At 66.7% G+C, this 22,700-nt stretch carries 20 protein-coding genes; 10 read left to right on the forward strand and 10 right to left on the reverse strand.

Translation table 11 applies throughout. The annotated features are described in order from the left end of the window. Positions 1-22: 22 nt before the first annotated feature. The gene (locus DK26_RS18980; RefSeq protein ID WP_066475759.1) at positions 23-1,432 is read right to left on the reverse strand and encodes a mannose-1-phosphate guanylyltransferase/mannose-6-phosphate isomerase; all 1,410 of its coding nucleotides are present in this window, start codon (positions 1,430-1,432) and stop codon (positions 23-25) included. Between the two features lie 37 nt (positions 1,433-1,469). Further along, positions 1,470-2,777, reverse strand: coding sequence for a polysaccharide biosynthesis/export family protein (locus DK26_RS18985; protein ID WP_184231747.1), 1,308 nt, complete (start codon positions 2,775-2,777; stop codon positions 1,470-1,472). A gap of 553 nt (positions 2,778-3,330) precedes the next feature. Between DK26_RS18985 and DK26_RS18990 the strand changes: the two genes are divergently transcribed. The 5 genes from DK26_RS18990 to DK26_RS19010 all read left to right on the forward strand — a co-directional run bounded on the left by DK26_RS18990 (position 3,331) and on the right by DK26_RS19010 (position 9,029). Next, on the forward strand, positions 3,331-4,311 hold the full coding sequence (locus DK26_RS18990; protein WP_066475763.1) for a UDP-glucuronic acid decarboxylase family protein: 981 nt from the start codon (positions 3,331-3,333) through the stop codon (positions 4,309-4,311). After that, positions 4,308-5,135, forward strand: coding sequence for a WecB/TagA/CpsF family glycosyltransferase (locus DK26_RS18995; protein ID WP_083533359.1), 828 nt, complete (start codon positions 4,308-4,310; stop codon positions 5,133-5,135). The genes DK26_RS18990 and DK26_RS18995 overlap by 4 nt, the downstream gene beginning before the upstream one ends. Positions 5,136-5,175: 40 nt before the next feature. Next, positions 5,176-6,168, forward strand: coding sequence for an NAD-dependent epimerase/dehydratase family protein (locus DK26_RS19000; protein ID WP_066475764.1), 993 nt, complete (start codon positions 5,176-5,178; stop codon positions 6,166-6,168). A gap of 48 nt (positions 6,169-6,216) precedes the next feature. Next, positions 6,217-7,689 (forward strand): exopolysaccharide biosynthesis polyprenyl glycosylphosphotransferase, encoded by a 1,473-nt coding sequence (locus DK26_RS19005; protein ID WP_066475766.1) that lies wholly within the window; start codon positions 6,217-6,219, stop codon positions 7,687-7,689. 200 nt (positions 7,690-7,889) lie between these two features. Further along, the gene (locus tag DK26_RS19010) at positions 7,890-9,029 is read left to right on the forward strand and encodes an acyltransferase (protein WP_066475767.1); all 1,140 of its coding nucleotides are present in this window, start codon (positions 7,890-7,892) and stop codon (positions 9,027-9,029) included. On the opposite strand, the gene DK26_RS19015 is transcribed toward DK26_RS19010, so the two are convergent. The 6 genes from DK26_RS19015 to DK26_RS19040 form a co-directional block, all read right to left on the reverse strand. Next, positions 9,018-10,493: a right-handed parallel beta-helix repeat-containing protein gene (locus tag DK26_RS19015; RefSeq protein ID WP_066475769.1), complete on the reverse strand. Its 1,476-nt coding sequence runs from the start codon at positions 10,491-10,493 to the stop codon at positions 9,018-9,020. The genes DK26_RS19010 and DK26_RS19015 overlap by 12 nt on opposite strands. Continuing rightward, complete coding sequence (locus DK26_RS19020) at positions 10,478-11,836, reverse strand: O-antigen ligase family protein (RefSeq protein ID WP_066475775.1); 1,359 nt, start codon at positions 11,834-11,836, stop codon at positions 10,478-10,480. Before DK26_RS19020 ends, DK26_RS19015 begins: the two co-directional genes overlap by 16 nt. 142 nt (positions 11,837-11,978) lie before the next feature. Beyond that, complete coding sequence (locus tag DK26_RS19025) at positions 11,979-13,142, reverse strand: GNAT family N-acetyltransferase (RefSeq protein WP_066475777.1); 1,164 nt, start codon at positions 13,140-13,142, stop codon at positions 11,979-11,981. A gap of 29 nt (positions 13,143-13,171) precedes the next feature. After that, complete coding sequence (locus tag DK26_RS19030) at positions 13,172-14,380, reverse strand: FAD-dependent monooxygenase (protein WP_083533362.1); 1,209 nt, start codon at positions 14,378-14,380, stop codon at positions 13,172-13,174. Between the two features lie 5 nt (positions 14,381-14,385). Further along, the gene (locus DK26_RS19035; RefSeq protein WP_157089726.1) at positions 14,386-15,489 is read right to left on the reverse strand and encodes a GNAT family N-acetyltransferase; all 1,104 of its coding nucleotides are present in this window, start codon (positions 15,487-15,489) and stop codon (positions 14,386-14,388) included. Positions 15,490-15,686: 197 nt separating this feature from the next. Further along, positions 15,687-16,970: a GNAT family N-acetyltransferase gene (locus tag DK26_RS19040; RefSeq protein WP_066475780.1), complete on the reverse strand. Its 1,284-nt coding sequence runs from the start codon at positions 16,968-16,970 to the stop codon at positions 15,687-15,689. A 422-nt stretch (positions 16,971-17,392) separates the two neighbouring features. Between DK26_RS19040 and DK26_RS19045 the strand changes: the two genes are divergently transcribed. Together DK26_RS19045 and DK26_RS19050 are read left to right on the forward strand one after the other, a co-directional pair. Beyond that, on the forward strand, positions 17,393-18,568 hold the full coding sequence (locus DK26_RS19045; RefSeq protein WP_066475782.1) for a patatin-like phospholipase family protein: 1,176 nt from the start codon (positions 17,393-17,395) through the stop codon (positions 18,566-18,568). Positions 18,569-18,656: 88 nt separating this feature from the next. Continuing rightward, on the forward strand, positions 18,657-19,595 hold the full coding sequence (locus DK26_RS19050; protein ID WP_066475784.1) for a LysR family transcriptional regulator: 939 nt from the start codon (positions 18,657-18,659) through the stop codon (positions 19,593-19,595). 98 nt (positions 19,596-19,693) lie between these two features. Here DK26_RS19050 and DK26_RS19055 read toward each other — a convergent pair whose 3' ends face one another. Beyond that, complete coding sequence (locus DK26_RS19055) at positions 19,694-19,990, reverse strand: putative quinol monooxygenase (RefSeq protein WP_066475787.1); 297 nt, start codon at positions 19,988-19,990, stop codon at positions 19,694-19,696. Positions 19,991-20,090: 100 nt separating this feature from the next. Beyond that, positions 20,091-20,732 (reverse strand): hydrolase, encoded by a 642-nt coding sequence (locus DK26_RS19060; protein WP_066475789.1) that lies wholly within the window; start codon positions 20,730-20,732, stop codon positions 20,091-20,093. 281 nt (positions 20,733-21,013) lie between these two features. On the opposite strand from DK26_RS19060, the gene DK26_RS19065 reads away from it, so the two are divergent. Genes DK26_RS19065 through DK26_RS19075 form a run of 3 tightly spaced genes read left to right on the forward strand, consistent with a single transcriptional unit; the run spans position 21,014 to position 22,688 of the window. Continuing rightward, positions 21,014-21,928 carry a pirin family protein gene (locus DK26_RS19065; RefSeq protein ID WP_066475792.1) on the forward strand — a complete coding sequence of 305 codons (915 nt, stop codon included), beginning with the start codon at positions 21,014-21,016 and terminating at the stop codon, positions 21,926-21,928. Between the two features lie 28 nt (positions 21,929-21,956). Continuing rightward, positions 21,957-22,352 carry an OsmC family protein gene (locus DK26_RS19070; protein WP_066475793.1) on the forward strand — a complete coding sequence of 132 codons (396 nt, stop codon included), beginning with the start codon at positions 21,957-21,959 and terminating at the stop codon, positions 22,350-22,352. A 9-nt stretch (positions 22,353-22,361) separates the two neighbouring features. Next, positions 22,362-22,688 carry a LysR substrate-binding domain-containing protein gene (locus DK26_RS19075; protein WP_066475794.1) on the forward strand — a complete coding sequence of 109 codons (327 nt, stop codon included), beginning with the start codon at positions 22,362-22,364 and terminating at the stop codon, positions 22,686-22,688. Positions 22,689-22,700 lie beyond the last annotated feature (12 nt).

The following is a 22,700-nucleotide window of genomic DNA, read 5'->3' on the forward strand; positions in this document are numbered from 1 at the left end:
GATGGCCGTGGGGCGCCGGTGTTCAGGCGCGCTGGTAGATGTCCTCGAGGCGGACGATGTCGTCCTCGCCGAGGTAGTCGCCGCATTGCACCTCGACGAGCTCGACCGGCGTATTGCCGGGGTTCTCAAGGCGGTGGACGGCCCCGAGCGGGATGTGCGCGTGCTCATTCGGCGTCAGCAGGCTGACCTTGTCACCGACGGTTACCTGCGCTGTGCCGCGGACCACCACCCAGTGCTCGGCGCGGTGCCCGTGCTTCTGCAGCGACAGCCGGCCCTTCGGATTGACGACGATACGCTTGACCTGGAAGTCGTCGCCGAAATCGGTGACCTGGTACCAGCCCCAGGGGCGATAGACCTTGCAATGGGTGTCGGCCTCCTGTCGCCCGGTCCGGCGCAGGCCCTCGACGATCTGCTTGACTTCGCCGCTGCGGTTGCGGTCGGTCACGAGGATCGCATCCTTGTTGACGATGACGATCAGGTCCTCGACGCCGTGCACCGAAGTCAGCGGCCCGTCGCTGGAAACATAGCAGCGCTGGGCGTCCGAGAGGACGACTTCACCCCGGCTGACATTGCCGGAGCCGTCCTGGTCGCTGACCGACCAAAGCAGGTCCCAGCTACCGACATCCGACCAGCCGCAGGCGAGCGGCACAACGGCCGCCCTTACGGTCCGTTCCATGATCGCGTAGTCGATCGAGAGTTGCTCGGCCCCGGCATAGGACGCCGCGTCGAGTGCTACGACGCCGGGCGATGTCTTCGCGTTCTCTGCGGCCAATGTGATGGCCGCAGAGCTGGCCGGCTGATGCAGCGCGTATTCCTCGAGCAGCGTCCGGGCGCTGGCCATGAAGTTGCCGGAGTTCCACAGCAACCCGTCCATCACATAGTTCCGCGCTCGCTCGGCATCGGGCTTTTCGACGAAGCGCCGGACGGCGCGCGCGCCGTTCGCCAGCACTTCGCCCGCCTCGATATAGCCATAGCCCGTCGCCGGGTCGGTCGGTCTGATGCCGAAGGTCACCAGCCATCCGCCCGACACGGCGGGTAGTCCGGACAGTACGGCGGCGCGGAACGCCTCGTTGTCGCGGATCTGGTGGTCCGACGCCAGGATCAACAGGGGCACGTCGGGGTCGAGCCTTCCGGCCACGGTCGCGGCAGCGACGATCGCTGGCGCCGTGTCGCGCCGTGACGGCTCGAGGATGAAGTCGGCCAGGACGTCGATCTCGGCGAGCTGCTGTTCGGCGATGAAGCGATAGGCCTGGTTGGTGATGATGATCGGCCTGCCGAATTCCGGTCCGGCGACTCGAAGCAGTGTCTGCTGGAAGATGGAGTAGCCGCCGACCCGCAGGGCAAACTGCTTGGGATAGGATTCGCGCGACATCGGCCAGAGGCGCGTCCCCGCGCCGCCACACAGGATCAAGGGCCGGATTGGACAGCTCATGTTTTGCTCCAGGTTCGGTGGCGGCGGAAAGGGTTCGTCAGCGCATCGCGGCGGCCGTCGGCGGCTGGCCGGATTCGGCCTCGCGCTGCCTCTCGACCCGCAATATGTCGCCGGGCTCGAGCAGGGCGCCCTCGGCGATCGGGGAGGTCTCGCTGCCCTGCTCGGTCTGGCGCGTCACGAACAGCGAGCGCCGCGGGGGCCCGCTGGTTCCTTCGGCGAAGCCGACCTGGCGCAGCCTGAGCTCGCGGGTGAGGCGCGCCGCCGGCAGCGCCGCATCCAGCTCGGCGAGGCGCTGCACGGCGTCCTGCATCTCGGTCCAGACGCGGCGCTGGAAGGCTTCGCGCGCTTCGCGGACACGCAGGCTAAGCTCGCCCTGCGCCAGCGCGATGTTCGACATCTCGGCGTTGAAACGCGCGATGTTGCCGCGATTGCGCGCTTCCTCGCGCTGCAGCTCGATGCCGGTATAGCGCCGCGCCAATCCCGAGCTGAGCAAGGCGTTGTAGTCGACGAGATGTTGCTGGATCAGCTCGAGTTGACGCTTCTCCGCGTTGAGCTGCTCCTGCACGAAGCGCTTGTTTTCGAGAAGCCTCGGCTCCTGCTGCTGCAGCATCTCGACCTGCTGTTGCAGGGCCGAGGTCTGGAAGGCGTGCAGCTGCGCCTCGCCGGCCTTCAGTTGCGCGACGAATTCATCCGAGCCGCGGCCGCTTTCCAGGCTGTCGAAGTCAGGGTTGCGCCCGTCGCGCTGGGCCTCGAGGCGAATGCGCCGCGCCGCCAGGGTCAGCCGCGTGGCCTCGAGGCTTTTCACGCGCTCGTCCGCCTGGACGAAATCGGTCCGCAAGGCGGCTCGGGCCTGCTCTTCGGGCACGGCGAACCCCCCGGCCAGGGCCACGGCGCCGAGCACCGAAACCCCGTAGCGATAGGGATAGACGCCGGCGGTGCGGACATCGCCGACGATGTAGATCGGGCGCGGCTCGGTCAGCCGGACCGAGACGACAGGCTTTTGCAGGTAGCCGTCGGCGAGGTTCTTGGTGAGTCGCTGCTCGATCTCCTTGAGGGTGAGGCCGCGGACCGAAACCGCGCCGAGCAGGGGCACCGCGATGCTGTAGCTGGCGTCGATCATCGTCTCGCCGGACATGTCGGCCTGGCCGAAGACGGTGATGCCGATCCTGTCTCCCGGCGCCACGCGATAGGCAGTGGGCTCTGCCGCTTTGAGGGGGGAGGCCTGGAGTGCGATCACGCAGAACGCCGCCAGCCAGGTGCGCTGCCCCATCCCGCGATGGGTCCGAGGATCGCGTCCGGGCGCTCCCGGCACGACTGGCGGTGCGATCTGCTGGCAAACGGACATCGCTCCAACCTTCCTGCTCGGCCTCTTCCTGGATGCCTTTGAGACCGGCGGGCGCGGGTATTGTCCCGGGCCGGAAACAGCGGGCATGGCAGACAGGCTAGAGCACCCCGCCGCTTTCCAGCGGGCGCATTCGGGCGAAGGCGAGGGCGCGAAAGGGCTACCCCGTGGCTGTCAATGTTTAACGCATTGAATTTGTTTGATAAAACTTGAAGTTTCTCGGCGAAAACATGCCTTGCCGCCGGCGGGGGCAGCTGTCTTCGGCGAGGATTTCGACGGCGATTAATCGCCATGCCTCCCCCCAATGGGCTGCCACTTTTCAAGCGGTGCGATGAGGTACCTCCCAAGATGAGAGTGACCTGTCGAGGATGCTCCAAAATAGCAATTGTGGCGGGGCGCAATTATAAATACTTAGCAATCTGATAATATAAGTAAAAATTCAAAATCGGTGCGGGGCTAAAAGAAATCGTTCCTGCGAAATGAAAATACAAGATCAGGAATGACTGTTCTCTTAAATGCGGCTGATCTAACCAGCGTATGCAATCCGGAGAGTAGAATGAAACGGGTTATGGTTTCCGGCGGTGCCGGCTTTCTCGGATCTCATCTTTGCAGGAAATTGCTGGCCCAGGGGAATGAGGTCGTATGCGTAGACAATTATTTCACTGGAACGCGTGCGAACATATCCGAGTTGCTTGAAGACAAGAACTTCGACGTTCTTCGGCATGACGTAACTTTCCCGCTCTATGTCGAAGTCGATGAGATCTATAATCTCGCCTGCCCGGCCTCGCCGATCCACTATCAGCACGATCCGGTCCAGACGACCAAGACGAGCGTCATGGGCGCGATCAACATGCTCGGCCTCGCCAAGCGTCTGCGCAGCCGCATCCTTCAAGCTTCGACGAGCGAAGTCTATGGCGATCCGGAGGTTCATCCGCAGCGCGAAGACTATCGCGGGCTGGTGAACATCAATGGGCCGCGGGCCTGCTACGACGAAGGCAAGCGCTGCGCCGAGACCCTGTTCTACGATTACCAGCGCCAGCACGGCATCGGCATCAGGGTCGCCCGGATCTTCAACACCTACGGCCCGCGCATGCACCCGCAGGACGGCCGGGTGGTCTCCAACTTCATTATCCAGGCGCTGCGCAACGAACCGATCACGCTCTATGGCGATGGCAGCCAGACACGCTCCTTCTGCTATGTCGACGATCTCGTCGAAGGACTGGTCAGGTTGATGAACGTCGACGGCGACGTGATCGGGCCGGTCAATCTCGGCAACCCGCACGAAATCAGCGTGCGCGAGCTCGCCGAGACCATCGTCGAGCTGACCGGCTCGCGCTCGGTGCTCGATTTCCGCCCGCTTCCCGCCGACGATCCAAGGCAGCGCTGCCCCGACATCGGCCGTGCCGCCGAACTCCTGCACTGGAAACCTCGGGTCGAGCTGCGGGAGGGCTTGTCGCGCACGATCGCCTATTTCGACGAGCTTCTGGCCCAGGCCCCGGCTCCCCCGCAATCGCTGGAGCTGAAGGTGGTGGCATGAACGCGCCGATATCCCGCCCCGCGCTCCCCCGCGTCGATATCCTCGGCGTCCGCGTCGCAGCCATCGATCTGCCCAAGGCGCTCGACGCCATCGAGACCTGGATCGCCGCGGGCAAGCATCACTATGTCTGCATCACCGGCGCCCACGGCGTCATGGAAAGCCGGCGCGACCCTGTCCTGCGGGCGATCCATAACCAGGCCGGCATGGCGACGCCGGACGGCATGCCGCTGGTCTGGGTCTCGCGCCTTCTCGGCCACGCCGGCACCAAGCGGGTCTATGGGCCCGATCTGATGCGAGCGCTCAGTGCTCTTTCGGCGAAGCGCGGCTACCGGCAGTTCTACTATGGCGGCGACAAGGGCGTCGCCGACCAACTGGCGGCGGCCCTGAAACGGGACTGCCCCGGCCTGGTGGTGGCCGGGACCCTGTGCCCGCCCTTCCGCCCGCTGACCAGCGAAGAGGATGACGATGTCGTCGCCCAGATCAATGCAGCCAAGCCGGATATCGTCTGGGTCGGGCTCAGCACGCCGAAGCAGGAATACTGGATGGCGAGCCATGGCGCGCGCCTCGACGCGCCGGTTCTGATCGGCGTCGGCGCGGCCTTCGATTTTCTCGCCGGCCGCAAGGCCCAGGCCCCGCTCTGGATGCAGCGCAACGGCCTGGAATGGCTGTTCCGGCTCTGCCAGGAGCCACGCCGTCTCGGCAGCCGCTACCTGCGGATCGTGCCGGGCTTCCTGACGGCCGTCGCCGGCGATCTCGCCAGGCGCTCGGCGACCAGCTTCTGGCTGGGCACGAGGCGCCGCCTGCGCCGCCTCATGACCGGCTGAACCTCGCAATCCATCCACTCATCCAGACCTGGAGATCGACATGCCTGACAAGATCGTACTGGTCACCGGCGCCGGCGGCTTCATCGGCCATCATCTCGTCTCGTACCTTGTCGCTCACGGCCACAAGGTTCGCGGCGTCGATATCAAGGCGCCGGAGTACGCGGCGAGTAGGGCGCATGAATTCGAGCTGCTCGATCTGCGCGTACCCGGCAATTGCGAGAAGGCGGTCGCCGGCGTCGACGAGGTCTATCATCTCGCCGCCGATATGGGCGGGATCGGCTACATCACATCGTCCCATGCGGCGATCACTCTCCACAACACGCTGATCAACGTGAACATGATCAAGTCGGCGCGGGAGGCCGGCGTGAAGCGCTTCCTGTTCTCCTCCTCGGCCTGCATCTATCCGCAGTATCTGCAGCACAAGCCCGATGTGACGCCGCTGCGCGAGGACGATGCCTTTCCGGCCGATCCGGAGGAGGGCTACGGGCTCGAGAAGCTCTACATGGAGAAGATGTGTCAGTACTTTTCGGAGGACTGGGGCTTTCCGACCCGCACCGTGCGCTTCCACAATGTCTACGGACCGCTCGGTACCTATGATGGCGGCCGCGAGAAGGCGCCGGCGGCGATCTGCCGGAAGGTTGCCCTGGCGGCCGACGGCTCCTCGATCGAGATCTGGGGCGACGGCCAGCAGACGCGCTCCTTCATGCATGTCGACGACTGCGTCGAGGGCATCTTCCGCATCATGCGGTCCGATTACGACCGGCCGCTGAACCTCGGCACCGACGAGCTCGTCTCTGTCGACCAGCTCGTCGACATGGTCTCCGAGATCGCCGGCAAGCGGCTCGTCAAGCGCCATGACCGCTCGCGCCCGCAGGGTGTCCGCGGACGCAACAGCGACAACTCACGGCTACGCGAAGTGCTCGGCTGGGAACCCAGCATCATGCTGAAGGACGGGCTGCAGCCGACCTATCGCTGGATCGCCGAGATGTTGGCGCAGAAGACCGACGCTCCGCATGTGCAGGCGGCCGAATAGCGTTGCGATGGGCCGGATGGGTTCCAGGAAAGCGGGAGGGCGTGCGTCATGCCTCTGGCCGTGTCACCGGTCGCCTCACCGGAGCTGAGCGCCACACGCCTGCCGCCGGTACCGCGCACGGCCCGGCGCGTGGTCGCGTGGTCGCGCCGTCGCGTCGCCGTGATCGCCTCGCTGGTGACCGGCGACCTGCTGGCCGCCGGCCTCGCCCTCGGGCTGACAGCCCAGCTAACGCCGGCGATGAGTTGGGATGCCGGTGACGCCGGCTGGGCGGCGCTCGCATGCGTGGTTCCGCTGCATGCCCTGTTCGGCCTCTACGGCTGTTGGGGGCCATGTCCGATCGATCGCTTGCGCCTGCGGGCACAGGCGGCGCTCATGCTCGCGGTCATGACGGCTCTGGCGCTCGCCGTCTGGCAGGCGCCCGACAAGCTGCTGGTTCCCGCGCTGCTCGGCGGAGCGCTGTTCGTCATCGGCTATTACATGGAGGGCCTGGTCCGCCTCCTGCTGGTGCGAGCGGGCCTCTGGGGCGCGCCGACGCTTCTGGTCGGTTCGCCCGAAATCTGCGGCACGATGGCGAAGCGCCTGCTGCGCGACCCGAAGTTGGGGCTGCGGCCGATCGGCCTGATCAGCAGCCGGCCCGATGGGGATGGCGCCGAGAACGCCCCGGTTCCGATACTGGGCGGCCTCGCCGACCTCGCCCGGCTATCGGGTCTCGCTGAAGTCGTCATCGTGGCGGTGGCCGATCTCGCGCCGGTCGATGGCAGGGCCGCGATTTCCCTGTCCGATGTGCGTGCGCCGCATGTCGTCGTCTCCGAGAATGTCGGGGGGCTGCCCAATATCGGTCTGCACACGCGCAATCTCGGCGGAGCGCTTGGTCTCGAAGTACGCTTCGACCTGTTCAGGCCGGGTCATCTCGCGATCAAGCGCTGGATCGACCTAGCGGTCACCGTCCCGCTGCTGGTACTGGCCACGCCGCTGATCCTGGTTCTAGCCTTCGCCGTGAAGATCGCTGATCCCGGCCATGCCTTCTATCGGCAGCGCCGCGTCGGCCGCGACGGCCGCGAGCTGAAGGTCCTGAAGCTGCGCACCATGTATGCCGATGCCGACACCCGGCTTCAGGAGCATCTGGCCAGAGATCCGGCGGCGCAGGCCGAATGGGAGCGCTTCTTCAAGCTCAAGGACGATCCGCGGATCCTGCCGGTGATCGGGCATTTCCTGCGCCGCTCCAGCCTCGATGAACTGCCGCAGCTCTGGAACATCGTCTGCGGCGGAATGAGCCTCGTCGGGCCTCGTCCATTCCCGGAGTATCACATGGCGAGCTTCGATCCGGGATTCCAATCGGTGCGCGTCAGCGTGCCGCCCGGCCTGACCGGCCTGTGGCAGGTCAGCTCGCGCAGCGGCGGCGATCTCGAAGTGCAGCAGGAGGAAGACCTCTTCTATATCCGGAACTGGTCGCTCTGGCTCGACATCTACATCCTGCTCGAGACCTTCCCGGCTGTGTTGACCTCGCGGGGCGCGAGGTGACTGGCGGCGGTCCTTCGCGGGGAGTGGCCCCCGGACGGATCGTCGGGACGAGTGAGCGAAACATGATGCGGAGAACCGGCCGACATCGCCGCACGGACTGTGGCGCCGGCGCTCGCAACGCGAGGCGTGGCATTGCGGCAGGCGGCGATGGAAGCCAGGACGCCCGGCCTCGGCCAGGCTGATCGGCAAGGAAACGACTGGTGCAAGCCTCGAAGCGTCTCGAACTTCAATGGCTGAGGGCTTTCGCGGCGAGCGAGGTCGTGCTCTGCCATTCCGATCTGCTGACCAAGCACTTCTCTGGCTTCTCGATCGCCCGCTCCTGGTATCAGCCCTTTTCGGCCCTGGGCGTCGAGCTCTTCTTCATCGTCTCCGGCTATGTCATCGCCATGCGGGTGGGCGCCAAGGACACCGGTGGCGCCTTCTTCGCGGCGCGTGTCCTGCGGTTGATGCCGATGTACTGGTTCTTCACCAGCATCGTGGTCGCCGTCTACCTCGTGAAACCGGCCTGGCACCTGATGGGCTTCAGCCCCGACCCCATCAGCATGGCGAAGAGCTATCTAATCCTGCCACAGCAGGGGTTCCCCATCCTAGGCGTCGGTTGGACGCTCGAGCACGAGGTCCTGTTCTATCTCGGCGTAGCGCTGATGCTGGCGACCGTCGGCTCGGGGCGCGGCGCCCGGCTCGGCCTCGCCTGGCTGCTGACGGCGCTCGGCGCCATCGGCTTGGCACTTGGCGTGCCGGCGGGGCCGATTACCGGTGGAGGCACGCTCGGCTCGGCCTTCCTGACGCATGTCTTCAACCCCTTCATGCTGGCCTTCGCCCTGGGTTGGTTGGTGCGCGAACTCGAAGGTCGAAGGCCTGCCGAACTCGTCTTGCAAGTGCTGCCGCTGGCCCTGCTCATGCTCTGGGCCGTATGGCAGGCGCCGGCCGGCAAGCTGATGCCGCTCTGGCGCATCGCTGCCGCGGGCCTCGTCTTCGCCGGCTTCATCCTGTGCCGGCAGGCGCTGCAGAAGGACAACCGACTCGGGCGCGCCATGGTGCTGCTGGGGGAGGCCTCCTTCAGCATCTATCTCTCGCATTGGTTCGTGCTCTCGGCCGGCGGCAAGCTGCTTGGCCAGTTCGGCATGCCTGCGAGTTATGATCTGCCGGTGCGCCTGTTCGGGGTGGCGCTGGCGCTCGCCATCGGCGTGGCGTTCTATCTCGCCCTGGAAAAGCCGGTCGATCGCTGGCTGCGGCCAGGCGGGCGGCTGCGCAGTTTTCGCCTCCTGCCGCCGGGGACGGCGCCTGCGCCTGCTCCCATCCCCAAGAAGCCGGGCAGAGGCGAAGCCTCAGCGCGATGATTTGGTGATCTCCGTCAGGCTACCCTGACGCTCCTGGCCGCGTGTACGAAAGCCGGCGAAATCCGTTTCCAGCGTGCCCCAGGCGAAACGCGGTGCCGGCGCGCCGGGAGCGACCCGGTAGACGTTCCGGTCGAACAGGTTCCCGCCCCGTTCGATGATCGCGAAGTTCGCCGCGCTCGGGTCGGACACCGAGACGCCCCCGGTCGATCCCTGGCCCAGGAAGGTGATGTTGTTGTCGGTGACCCGGTTGTCGCGCGTCTTGTAGAAGCCGCCGCCGACTTTCCAGCGGTTCTGGTCGATCAGCATGATAGCGCGCCCGGAATCGCGCACCTCCAGGACGTTGTCGTGCACCGCAGCCTCTTCCGACGCTGCGATCTGAATCTCCGCGCCCCAATACCAGGGAGCACCCGCCTGATTGTTCTGCGACAAGACATTGTTCCGAATGACGGCTTTCGAAGACAGTTCGAAGAAGATCCCGGCCGAGCTGTTCCTGGTGACGCGATTGCCTTCGAAGGTCACGTTCACGCAGCGCTCGTCGCACCAAAGCCCCGGCCCGTCATTCTCGTGGACGTCGTTGTTGCGGAAGGTGACGTTCTGGCTGACGGTGACTTTGATGCCGCCGGCATCCCAGCTCGGATCGAAGCCGTGACGGTTGTTGCGCGAGATCGTGTTGCCTTCGAACAGGATGTCGAAGCCGTCGGCGGTGGCGCCGATCTGGCCGTTGTCATGGATGTTGCTGCGCAGGACCTGGCCGCTCGGCCCGACGGAGACGCCGGCGCCGCTGTTCAGCCTGAACTCGCAATCCTCGATCCGCCAGCCCGGCCCGTCGCCGCGTATCGCGCCCTCCTGGGGCGGATTGGCGTACTTCTCGACGATCAGGCCGCGTATCGCGACATCGGGAGCGGCCCCGAACAGGGCGTAGCGGGCGCTCGACACCTCGACGAGGCGTCCATCCGGGGCATCGGCAAGCAGGAACAAGTTCCGCAGCCGGTCATGAAAGAAGCTGCCCGGCCGCAATTGCTGGCGCTCGGCGACCTGCTCCAGTGGCTCTCCGTCGAGGAAGACGATCTCGGGCCATTGGCAGGCTTCCCGACCCGGTTTGCAGACGCCGCGCGCCTGGCCGGGTATGCCGGGCCCGGCGGCCGTCCAGACGCCGGCTGCGAAGGTGAAGCGGCTCAGGATCGCGGCGCCGCTCAGGATGGCTCCGGGCTCGCCGAAGAATTGCTGCCCCGGCTTGGGCTGTGCCGACTGCATCCGGTGCAGCCCGGCCTCGATGCAGAAGACGGTGCCGGCCGGCGAGTTCTCGACGGCACGCGAGAGCGAGCTGTCCCGCGCGATGCGGACCGCCTGGGCGGGGCAGGCTGAAGCGGGTTGCGGTTCGAGCGCCGCCGGAGCCGCAGCCATCGCCGCCGCAGCGGTGAGCAGGAGCGTGCCCGCGGTCGCCGCCTTCAGGACGGTCGCCATGCCGGGCTCCTCTGAAGGGTGAAATCCTGCAGCATCGAGGCGCCGATCCCGAGGCCGATGATGCACCAGAACCAGATCCCGAGCATCGGCCCTTCGAGCGCGACGTCGAAGGAGGCGTTGATGATCATCGAGAGCCCGTAGCAGCCGATCCACAGGAACAGGTTGGCGGCCTTGATGTCGTGATTGCGCAGGGCATTGATCCGGCTGCGGGCCAGCATGGCGAACCAGCTCAGCAGCACGAGGAACCAGAGTGCCAGCCCCGGCACCCCGGCGCGGGCTAGGATGCCGAGATGGGCGTTGTGTGGCGCTCGCACGGGCGCCCCACCGCCTTCCGCGCCGACGACATAGCCGTCATCCTCGGCGAGATTCACGCCGAAGCCCTTGCCGGTCCAGAAATAGGGGCCGCGCAGCGTATAATCCTGGATCGCCTGCCACCAGCGCAGGCGCCAGGTCTTGGTGCCGTCGAGATTGGACGCCTCGCTGCGCCCGACTATACTTTCGACATTGTTGATCAACTGGGCCGGCCCGATCACGCGTCCGCCCTCGATCTCCACCTGCAGGTCGAAGACGAGCACGATGGCCAGCACCGCCGCGCCTCCGGCGGCGATCGGCATCAGCCGCCGGACTTGCCCGCCAATGACGGCGGCGAGCAGCACCGGGAGCACGAAGGCCAGCATCGCCCCGCGGCTGACCGCGATCATCAGGAAGCCGACGAGGACCGCGACGAGCCAGGGCCAGGGTACGCGCCGCAGCCCGAGCAGCACGAAGACGGTCGCGCCGCAAAGATGCACCGCGGCTTCGCCCATTCGCACATAGACCACCGGGAGCCCCGAGAATGGCCAGGCCAGGAGGTGCGAGAGCGAGCTGGTAGTGTAGGCCAGAGCCGCGCCGGCAAGCCCGTAGAACAAGGCGAAGCGGCTATAGTTGCCGAGCAGCCGGCCGAGGCGCGCCGGCTTCTGCAGCAACAGGGCGATGATGATGAAGGCGAAGGCGCCATAGAGTGCGATGACGCTGTCGCGGAGCGCATCGAAGCCATAGACCGGAATCCCCGGTACGGTTCGCACTAGGATCCAGCCCATGAAGGCGAGCAGTGCGAAGCTCGGCACTGTCATCAGCATGGCGATCCAGCTGCGCGACGCCATCAGGGCGATAATACCCAGCACGAGCGTGATCTCGCCGATGAACAGCGGCGGCACGCCGACATAAGCGAAGCCCTTGCCGAAGATTGCGTATCCGGCGAGCACGAAACAGAGCAGCCCGAGATAGCGGTCGCCCCAATCCGCACGCGCCTGTGGCACGGTTGCGAAGCTCGCCGGCGTCTCGACCGAGAGGTGTAGCGGCATTCCCTGTGCCTCTCATGGTCATCGTAAGGTCATGGGCGCCCGCCTTGTGCGGCGAAAAAGCCATGTCGCTCATAGAAGACATGGCTTGCGTCCTCGTCGAGCGGGCGGCGGAGGTACCTCGCTTGGCCGCCCGTCGGTATGCTCAGTTCAGCTTGCGCAGCAGGCTGCTGGCCCGCTGGCGCAGCCCCGCGGGCAGCCGGCGATAGCATTCGCGCAGCACCGGCTTGACCCGGGCGAGATAGGTGGCGGCGAGACGGCCGCGGCTCGACACCGGGATCAGGTAGTCGTCGATGGCGACCTCCGTGTTCGCCCATTCCAGCTTGTGCCGATGGGCCGGCGCCAGAAAGTCGAAGACCTCGATCGAAAGCTGGGGGCAGCGTTCCAGCAGATACCAGAACAACAGCCGGCCGGGCGCATGCTTCGCGAAGCGCAGATCGTAGCTCTGGACCAGTGACCAATAGCGCCGCTGGTCCAGGGCCCCGATCTCGACCGCCGCGATCTCGTCGCCGGCGCGCAGATAGGCCACGAGGAGAAAACCCTGCATCGAGAGCTGCCGCAGGCAGGCATGGCTCGCCCCATGCGCGTAGCCCGCGCTGACGGCGCCCTTCTGCTGCTGCCAGACGCGCTTCAGGGCGAAGGCGTGGTCGAGCAGCAGGCATTGCTCCTCGGGGCGCCGCACCAGTTCGAACGTCACCTGCCCATGCTCGCCCAGCTGGCGCTGGTGTCGCCGCAGGGCCTGGCGTGTCCGGCTGGTGCGCTGGCGGTCGGCACTGCTCGCTTCGAGGTTGCGGAAATCGAGCATCGGCGCACTCGCCTGCGTGCCGGACACCCGGTACCTGGCGAGATGGTCGGCGAGAACCGTGTCTTGGCGAACACGACGCAATTCGATCGCGTCGATCTCGTGCCATGAGAGGACCATCTCCCAGGCCATGTCGAGCAGGGCGCGGCCATCCTCGCGCTTGTCGATCAGTACGTCGCCGTACTGTGTCGCAGGTTCGCCGAGATGGTGAAGGATGTGGAAGACCGCGAGTCGCCTGACGGCGAGCGGCCACAGCAAGATCAGTGTCCGGCCCCGCCAGATGGTTGCGATACGCGGCGTTTCCGGTGTGCCGCCGGCTTGCGCGGCGACCACCCAGGCCTCGCACCATTCCGGGCTCTGGAAGAAAGTGGCGTTGGAGCTTCGGCGCATGAGGTCGCGCCAGGGCTCGAGCAGGTCCTTGTCCCAGCACGCCTCCTCGCAGCGAAGTGCGGTGTCTGGCCAGTCGCCCCCGGACAGGAAGTGGATTGAAGGCGCCGTCTCGTTCATGCTTTTGCCTCCCCCGAGCAAAGACGCCTTCACCGTTCAGCCTGTGCCGGCCCACGCCGTCGCGAAAGCTGCCCTGCCCGTCGCGACAGTGCCTGCAGCTGCTCGAACCAGCGGCGTGCCGACCCCTTGGCCAGGCGGCCGAGATAGCGCGTGTAGCTGCTCGCCTGCCCGAGCGGTCCGTCCGCGAGAGACCGCGCCTTCAGCGCGTAGGCCTCGCGGCTCGAGTACAGATCCGTCGCGCGCTTTTCCGGGTCGGCATAGAAGGAGGCGAGCTTGTCCGCGCTCATGCCGGGGGTCGAAAGCCAGCGCGGCACATGCACCGAGCAGAGTCGCTCGACATCGCTCAGGACCTTGTTCGTGCCAGTTCCGGCTGCCGGGCAGGACGTGGCGAAAGCGTCGCCGACCAGCACCATTCCTGGCTGCGCGACATTGGTCGAGACATAGAGATCGGCTGGCCGGACGCGCACCGCGCCCTGGATTGCGAAGGGGCCGATCAGCGCGGCGAGGCGCGGCATCAAGCGCATCAGCGCCGCTTCCGGCTCCTCGCGGATCGCCTTGAGCCAGGCATCGTCGACATTGCGATAGATCATGAGATTGGCGCGCATCACCGCGCCGAGGCGAAAAAGGGTGAGATAGGCGACGCGGTCCTGTGGGCGCTCGCCGTAATAGGTCAGGGAATCGAAAGGGAAGTGCGCGCTAGCGGTCGGCACGACATCGAAGCCGACGGTGATCGAATGGCTTTGGCTGAGCGTCTCGCAGCCGATTCCCAACGAGCCGCGCAAGGCTCGGTTCAGGCCGTTGGCGAGCACGACGAGGCGGGCCGTGACGACCTCGCCATCGGCCAGAGAGACGGTCTGCTCGTCGTCGCTCAGGCTGATCGCGGCCACTGTGCCGCGCAGGTGACACACCTGTGGCGGAATGCCCCGCCGGACCGCAGATACGAGGGTCTGGTAGAGAATACCGTACTGGTCGATGGCCATTTTGTCGGCCAGGCGCCCGAGGCGTGCGACCCAGAGCTCGCGATTATGGGTCGCAGCCGGCAGAACCAGCCCGGCGAGGCCCATGCGGCGCAGCAGGCGGACCTGCGAAGGGTCGAGCTTCTCGCAGCGGAAATCCGGGCGCGGCGGGTCGTATGGGTCGATCAGCATGACATCGAGGTCAGTCCTGCCGAGCATCACTGCGGCGCTGGCGCCGGCCAGGCCGCCGCCGACGATGACGATGTCCGCCGATCGTGCCATCGCGGTTACTCTCGCGTTTTGAGGATGTGCGCACCGCGCAGGCGAGCCCGGATCTTGTCGAGTTCCGGGCGCAGACGATGATAGAGTTGCCGCGCTGTTTCCCTGCAGCTGCGGATTGCCTTCTCTCGGCCCGACAGCAGCATCAGACGCAAGGGGCGGTTCGGCCCGGCATCGATCAGCAGGTCGCGAACCTCGTGCCGCTCTGGCCAGCGCTCGGCCTGGTGACCGACATCGCGATGGTTGCAGGAATCGGTGAAGGCGACGGCGGGATCGGCGAGGAGCCGCGTGGTCGTGTCCTCGAGGAGGAGGGCGCCGGGCGAGAAGCGGGCATAGGCTTCATCATAGGCCGTGCGCCAGGTGAAGGCGGCATTGCCCGAGAACAGCAGGACCCACATCGCGATCGGAGCTCCGTTCAGCCGCAGCGTCTCGATCGCGATCGACCGGTGCTTCGCGAGTTCGGATGCCATCTTGCGCGTGAACCGCTCCGTTGCGGGATCGCTCGCCAAGGCGCTGTGCCGCGCCGCCTTCCAGCCCGAGGCTTCGAGCCGGAGGAATTCCTCGGTCGCGGCGGCGATCGCTGCCGGCTCGTCGACGAACGTGACCGCCAGATCGCCTTCCTTGCCGAGCTGGCGCCGCTTGCGGGCGAAGCCTTGCAGCCGCCGCGGCGACATCGAATTCGCCCAGAAGGTCTTCGGGTCGTCACATGATGTCAGCTTCGCGCGGTGACGTGTTTCGAGCAGGCGCCAGCGCCCGCCGCCACCGGCCAGCACGGCCTCCAGCATCGCCGCGAACGCCGAGCCGCTGGACATGTCGCCGGCCTGGATCAGCTTGGGCAGCTCCGGCGTCTTTCGGATTGCTTCCAGCATCGCCGCCAGCACCGGTGCTACCTGGGTACGGTCGATCACCGGCGTGCCGAGATAGGAGACCGGCCCCGGCGGGCTGACCAGGGCCTTCCATGGCCAGCAGAGCCGGGTCCTGCGCTCGATGAGGAGCCAAGCACCGACGAGTCGCGATTGCGCGTCCGTCTCCACATCGTCGACCCAGGCCAGCAGGACGCGAACCTTGTCGGGCCAGGCGGCTTCGTATGCCAGCGCCACGGCGGGGGCCATGAAAACGTTCGGGACCGCCGCCCTGTCGGCGAGGTCGCTCCATTCGTTGCTCAGGGCTGCGAACTCGCGCGCGTTTGCCAGCTGGATGCGAAGGGAACTCGCCAATAGCGGTGGGTTGGCGGTCCGATTGTCCAGAAATCCGCGTGCCGGTCCAGGTGGGTCGGGCAGGCTGACCCGAGGCAGGGCTGCGCTGTCGGTCACAGCTGTCCTCCGCCGGGCTTGCCCGCTTCCGGGACGGAAGGAGGGCCGCGGCGCTGCACGGCCAGCAGCAGGGCGCGTCCGCGGCGCGCCGCTTCGCGCAGGCGTCGGTGGCCGAGCTCGACCGCGCTGACCAGCCCGAAGAGCGTCGTCCGGCGTGGCCGGGCGTCGACGATCAGATCCGAGACCTCGCGTCGGCCGGCCCAGAACTCCGCCATATGGCCGGTGTCGTGATGGTTGCAGGAATCGACCGCACGCAGGGCGGGGTCGGCGAGAAAGCGACTGGTCACTTCCTGGTGCAGCAACAAGCCGGGCGCGCAGGCACGAAGAGCCTCGTCATAGGCCGACTTCCAGGTGAAGGCCGTCTCGCCGGATTGTACGGTGACCTGCATGGCGATGGCCCGGCCGTCGAGGCGCAAGGCGGTGATCTGGGCCTGATGCCGGCTCGCCAAGGCGGCGATCGCCCTTCTGAAGAAGCTCGTCAGTACCGGCGTGCGCAGTATCGCCCGGCCACGGCTGCTCCTGCGTCCCTTCCAGCCCGAAGCCTCGAGCGTGAGGAACTCCTCGATGGCGGGGCCGACATCGCTGCCGCCGACATGCCGCGTGCAGCTGACGGTGCCTTGTCGTGCGAGCCGCTGCTGTTTCTTCCGCAGCGCCTTGGCGCGGCTGGGCGCGACCGGGCTGGCCCCGCTACCTGCGACCGATTTCAGCAGCGACGGGCGCTGCCGGGTTTCGAGCCGTGTGCAGGGCGAGCCGCGGCGCCCCAGGACCTCCGCGAAGACCGCAGCGACGGGCCCGCTCGCATCGAGGCTTCCGATGCTCAGGAGGCTCGGCAGGGAACGCTCCGCGGCGATCGCGTCGAGCATGGCCGAAAGAGCCTCCGCCGCGTCGTCGCGATCGAGCACTGGGGTGCCGAGAAAGGCGTGGTCGAGGACCGGCGTCTTGAGCATCTGCATCGGCAACAGGGGAAATGCACGCTGGCGGGCCAGGGCCCAGAGGCCGACGAGCCGACTCGGCATGCCCGGGCGCGGAGCGCTCCATGCGAGCAGGACCACGACCGCAGCGGCGCCGGCATCGGCGGCCGCGGCGATCAGCGCCGGCTCCAGAAAGGCGTTGTCGGCCAAGGCGCGGCCGGCGAGGTCGCGCCATTCCCGTTCGAGCGTCGCGAGCCGACCGGCCGTCGTGACCTCGACCGACATGGCCGCCTCGCCGAGGCTTTCCACCGCAAGGCGCGTGGCGTCGCGGCGTGGTTCGTCCACAAGATCGACCGGGCCCTGTTGCACCAGCGCTCTCCCCGAGGGTCGGAGCCATTATACGGTTCCGCCCTCGCAGGGCGCTTCTGGCAAACGGATTAACCCCATATTGACGCGGTACTCCGACCGGCAGGAGGCCGGACATCGGCAATGGCGGCCTTCTGACGGTAGAAAATCTAGCCGGCTACTCATGCTGTTCTGAAATGGAGCAACGCCCGGCAAGGACCGGTAGTGCCGCCCCACTCGTGACCATGGCGATGCTGTGCAAGATGCGGGCGTGATCACGGGGGCGCTGCCACATGGGCCGAATGGGGCGGTCATGCCCATCTGGATGCCGACGCGCCTTGAAAAGAGGGCGTGGCAAGGACGTCGATTTCTCCTATGTTTCAGCCGTCTGCGGGTTCCCGGCAGCGTGGGCTTTGACGACCGTGTCGCGTGCGGCTGCTCCCCTGATGATCATGCTCGTGGCGCTCTCGTCGGGATGCGTCGGCGGCACGCCGCGCTCCGTCGTTCCGGTGAATCTTGCTCCAATTGCAGCTGTCGAGGGCGTGACGTTCGCGCGCTTCTGGGGCGACGAGGTCAGCCCGGACATCCGCGCCGCCGTCACGCAGCAATATGAGCAGACCGCCCGCGCCGTGCGCGACGGCAGGCGCGCGGCCGATGAGCTTCGCCGCGCCGATTTCCTGGCGATCTCCGGCGGCGGGGCCGATGGCGCGTTTTCGGCGGGCTTTCTGAAAGGCTGGAGCAGCCGGGAAGACCGGCCGGCTTTCGAAGTGGTCACCGGCGTCAGCACCGGCGCGCTGGCGGCACCCTTCGCCTTTCTGGGCTCGGCCTATGACGGGCAACTCGAGGAGGTCTTCACCGCCTATGGCGACCGCGACATCTATATCGACCGGGGCCTGATCGGGCTGGTCGGCAGCGGCCTTTACGACAACGCGCCGCTGCGCAGCCTGATCGCGCGTTATATGACCGACGCGATGGTCGAGGCTATCGCAGCAGAACATCGGCTGGGGCGCCGACTTCTGATCCAGACCACCAATATCGACGCCCAGCGCCCGGTGATCTGGGACCTGACCGCGATCGCCGCGAGCGCCCGGCCGGATCGCCGCGAGCGCATGGTCGATATCCTGCTCGCTTCGGCGGCGCTGCCGGCGATCTTTCCGCCCGTCCGCCTCGATGTGCTGGCGGCCGGGGAGCCGCATCAGGAGCTGCATGTCGACGGAGCTACGGTCTCGCAGGTGTTCTTCGCACCGCCGAACTTGCGGCTCGTCGACTATGAGCGGCGCTTCTTCGGCCTGCCCCGTGAGCGCACCCTCTACCTCATCCGCAATGGCAGGCTCGATCCCGAATACGCCGCTACGCAGGAAACGACGATCGGCATCGCCCGCCGGTCCATCGAAACACTGGTGAAGTATCAGGCCGTGGCCGATCTCGTTCGCCTGGAAACGCAGGCGCGCGCCGCCAATGGCAAGGTGCTGTTCACGGCCATCCCCGCCGGTTTCGAGCGCAAGCCGAAATCCGAGTTCGACCGCCCCTATATGCGCGAGCTGTTCCAGATCGGCATCCGCGAGGGGAGCGCTGGCAACTGGCGGCGCCAGGCTCCCCGGACACCGACCGCCGCCCGGTGAGGTGATGCGGGCAACGCGGGAAGGGCGAGGGTGAGGAGAGAGCCGCCGCCCCCTTCGCAGCGGTGAGGTCGTTCGCTATGGTCGAACAATGACCTGGCGCTTCGACGATGTGCAGACCTTCCTGAAAGTCGTGGAGGCGGGTGGTGTCACAGCCGCCGCCGCCGAACTCAAATTGTCGAAATCGGTGGTGAGCAAGCGGGTCAGCGACCTCGAGGACGCGCTCGGCGTCGCCCTGCTGCGCCGCTCGACACGGAGCGTCAGCCCGACCGAGCAGGGGCTCCTGTTCTACGAGCAGATGCGGCAAGCGCTGCGGGCGATCGAGAGCGCCGTCGAGGGCGTGATGGACCGCGCCGACAGCTTGAAGGGACGCCTGCACATCACCGCCCCAATGAGCTTCGCGACCTTGCATCTTGGCCCGATGCTGGCCGATTTCGCTGCCCTGCATCCCGGCCTCCAGTTCGCGGTCGATCTCGATGATCGCATGCTCGACCTGGTCGGCGGCAGCCACGACCTCGCGATCCGGATCGGCCGTCTGCCGGATTCCTCGCTGATCGCGCGCAAGCTCTGCCTGAGCCGCCGCGTCGTCTGCTGCAGCCCGGACTATGCGCGCCGGAGACCCTTGCCGGCGTCGATCGCCGAGATCGCCGCGCATGACTGCATCGACTATGCGAACGCACATGCCAGCCAGCTCTGGCAGTTCCTGCCGGTCCCTCCCGACATGCGGCCGCGGACGGTCGCGACACGTAGCCGCCTCGTCGCCAATAATGGCGAGGTGATGCGGGATTTCGCGATCGCCGGGCTCGGGCTGGCGATTCTGCCGCTGTTCCTCGCCGCGGATGCCATCAAGGCAGGGCGCCTCGTCCAGGTATTGCCGGAGGAAAGTCCGCTGCCCGATACGATCTATGCGGTCTACCCGCCGACGCGACATGTGCCGCAGCGGGTCCGTGCGCTCGTCGACTATCTTGGTCAGCGCCTCGCCAACGGCGCGCCGTGGGAGCGGGGGCTGGCTGGCGGTGAAGCAGGCTGAGACTTTCGGAGCACCGCTTTCAGTCGCAGAGCCGGTTCAGAAAGGGGAGGGCCGGCGCCGCGGCGGCGCCGGCTGCGAGGTTTCCCTGCGCACACGCGTCAGATGACACGGGTCAGGAAGCAGGCGATCTCGGTGCTCTCGACATTCGCGGCGCCTTTCTCCTGGAAGTGGCGGATATGCTCGCTCTGGCTGTGGTGCTTGTTCTGCGCTTCGGCGCTGGCCCAGCGTTCGACGAAGACGAAGCGGCGCGGATCGTTCATGTCCACGAACAGATCGTAGCTGAGACTGCCTTCCTCGCGGCGGGATGGCTCGACGACCTGGATCAGGTCCCGGCGCAGGCTGTCTTCCCGGCCGGCCTTGGCATAGAGGGCGACGACGACATGGATATCGCTCATTCGACTGCTCCTCCCGGTGGGTGGGAGCGGCGGCGTTCCGGATGGGCTGCAAGCGCCCATCCGGATGTCGCGGCGATCCCGGGATCAGGGGCGTGGCAGGCTACTCGGTGCGGTCGTAGGAGAACTGGATGCCTGCCGTGCCGCCGGTCTCGATGAACAGGTTCATGAAGGCCGGGACGGTTTCCTTGCGCGCCCAGTCGCGCTGCAATTCGCAGAAGAGCTGCGGCACGCTGATCATCTTGCCGCCAGCCTGCTCGATGCGGCGCAGGCCGGCCTCATGCGCCGCGACCGAGGTGCCGCCGACGGCGTCGGCCACGACATAGACTTCGTAGCCTTCGGCGAGCGCATCGAGCGCCGGGAAGGTCAGACAGGCCTCGGTCCACAGCGCCGTCATGATCAGCTTCTTGCGGCCGGCCGCCTCGACGGCCTGGCGGAATTCGACGTCTTCCCAGGAGTTGATCGTCGTGCGGTCGATGGTCGGAATGCCCTTCAGCGCCTTCTGGATTTGCGGGATCGGCGGCTTGTTGAGCCCCGTCTTCACGTTCACCGTCGAGTGGATGATCGGCAGGCCGTAGGCGACAGCCGCCTTGGACGAGCCGACGATGTTGTTGATCAGCAGCTGGCGGTCCATCGAGGCGATCGAGTTCACCTGGACCGGCTGGTAGTCGATGATCACGAAGGCCGAGTTCTGCGGGGTGAGAAGATGATCCTTGCGCGGATCGCGAATGGCTTCGCTGGTCATGACATCATCCTCGCGGTTGTGGCGGCAGGCTGACCGGGTGCCTCGCTGGCAACTACGCCAGAGACCGATCGAGCGCTCCGCATCGATCAGGCTGCTGGAGCCTAGCACCGTCCCGAAGCCGCAAAAGCCGGGCGCTGACGAACGCGATGTTCTGCCCAGGCGAACAATGGCGTCTCGCAAATGCTCGCCTTGCCGGCCTCTCCGGGGCATAGTTTCGGGCGGAGGCGGACCGGCATCGCCGCGAAATGCCTCCTGTAGCGGGCGCAATCGAGGAACGATCGATGGGCTGGATGCCGACGGACGATCCGATCACCGGTGACCCGAAATCCTGTGATGCGCTCGAGCTCGTCATCGTGCCGCGCGTGCGCGATCTCGGCGGCTTCAATGTCAGGCGGGCCCTGCCGCATGGTCGGCGGCAGATGGTCGGACCCTTCATCTTTTTCGACCATTTCGGGCCGGTGCAGTTCATCGCCGGGCAGGGCATGGATGTCCGGCCGCACCCGCATATCGGCCTGGCGACCGTGACCTATCTCTTCGACGGGCGCGTCACCCATCGCGACAGCGAAGGCAATGTCCAGGAGATCAGCCCGGGCGCCATGAACCTGATGACGGCGGGCAAGGGCATCTCGCATTCCGAGCGGACGCCGGGGGCGGACCGCGACGGCAAGCACCAGATGTACGGCTTGCAGAGCTGGATCGCGCTGCCGGCCGCCAAGGAGGAGATCGCGCCGTCCTTCCAGCATTATGCCGCCGAGGACATGCCGATCATCCAGGACAATGGCGTCAAGGCGCGGGTGATCGCCGGCTCGGCCTTCGGCCGGGCCTCGCCCGTCGCCATGGTCTCCGACTGGTTCTATGTCGAAGTTGTGCTCGGCACCGGGATGAGCGTGCCACTCGATGCCGACCATGAGGAGCGGGCTATCTATGTGGTGAGCGGCGAGGTCGAGATCGCCGGCGACCGCTTCGAGGGGCCACGCCTGCTGATCTTCAAGCCGGGCGACAGGATCACCGTGCGGGCGACGCAGCCGAGCGTGATGATGTTCCTCGGCGGTACGGCGCTGGAGGGTCCGCGCTACATCTGGTGGAACTTCGTCTCCTCCAGCAAGGAGCGGATCGAGCAGGCCAAGGAAGACTGGAAGCAGGGCCGCTTCGGGCAGGTGCCCGACGAAAGCGAGTTCATCCCCCTGCCGGAATAGCCGGCGCGCCGGCGCGAGGAGCCTTCAGATGTCGTCCGTCCATCTCGTTAGCCAAAGCGGCCTGGCCCAGGAGATCCGTGCCCGCAGGCACGTCCTCAAAGCCGACGAACCGGTCGGTGCCGGTGGTACCGATACCGGGCCAGCGCCCTACGAGATCCTGCTCTCGGCGCTGGTGGCCTGCACCTCGCTGACATTGCGCATGTATGCCGATCGCAAGGGCTGGGATCTCGGCCGGATCGAGGTCGAGGCCCGCTTCCTTAGGGATGCCAACGGCAACGAGGAGATCCGGCGCGAGGTCTTCTTCGGTCTGCCGCAGGGCCCGGACGCCCAGGAGCGGCTCGCGGCCGTCTGGGAGAAGACGCCGGTGACCAAGACCCTGAAGCGTAGCCTGCCGATCACCACGACCTTCTGCGCGCCGGATTGAGCGCGGCGCGTGGGTAGTGCCTCGCAGGCCTCAGGCCTTCAATGTCGCTGCAGCCTGAGCGAGCGCGGGCTGACGCGAACGGTTGGCGCCACGGTCTCGCACATCCTGGCTGTGCCGCTGCTCGTCGCCACCACGGACCTGATCGCCTTCGTGCCGCGACAGCTCGTCTTGCAGTTCCGCGATCAGGGCTTGGTCTTCCGCGAGCTGCCCTATGAGAGCCCGCCGTTGCGGATGGCGATGCTCTCGCACCGGAGGATGGGAGCTCACCCCTCGGTCGCGTGGCTCTGCCGCACGCTTGCCGCGGTCGCGGGACAGGCCGATCGCGAGTGCGAGTAGGGCGGAGGAACC

This window comes from Allobosea sp. WAO, from assembly GCF_001509835.1.
Taxonomy (GTDB): domain Bacteria; phylum Pseudomonadota; class Alphaproteobacteria; order Rhizobiales; family Beijerinckiaceae; genus Allobosea.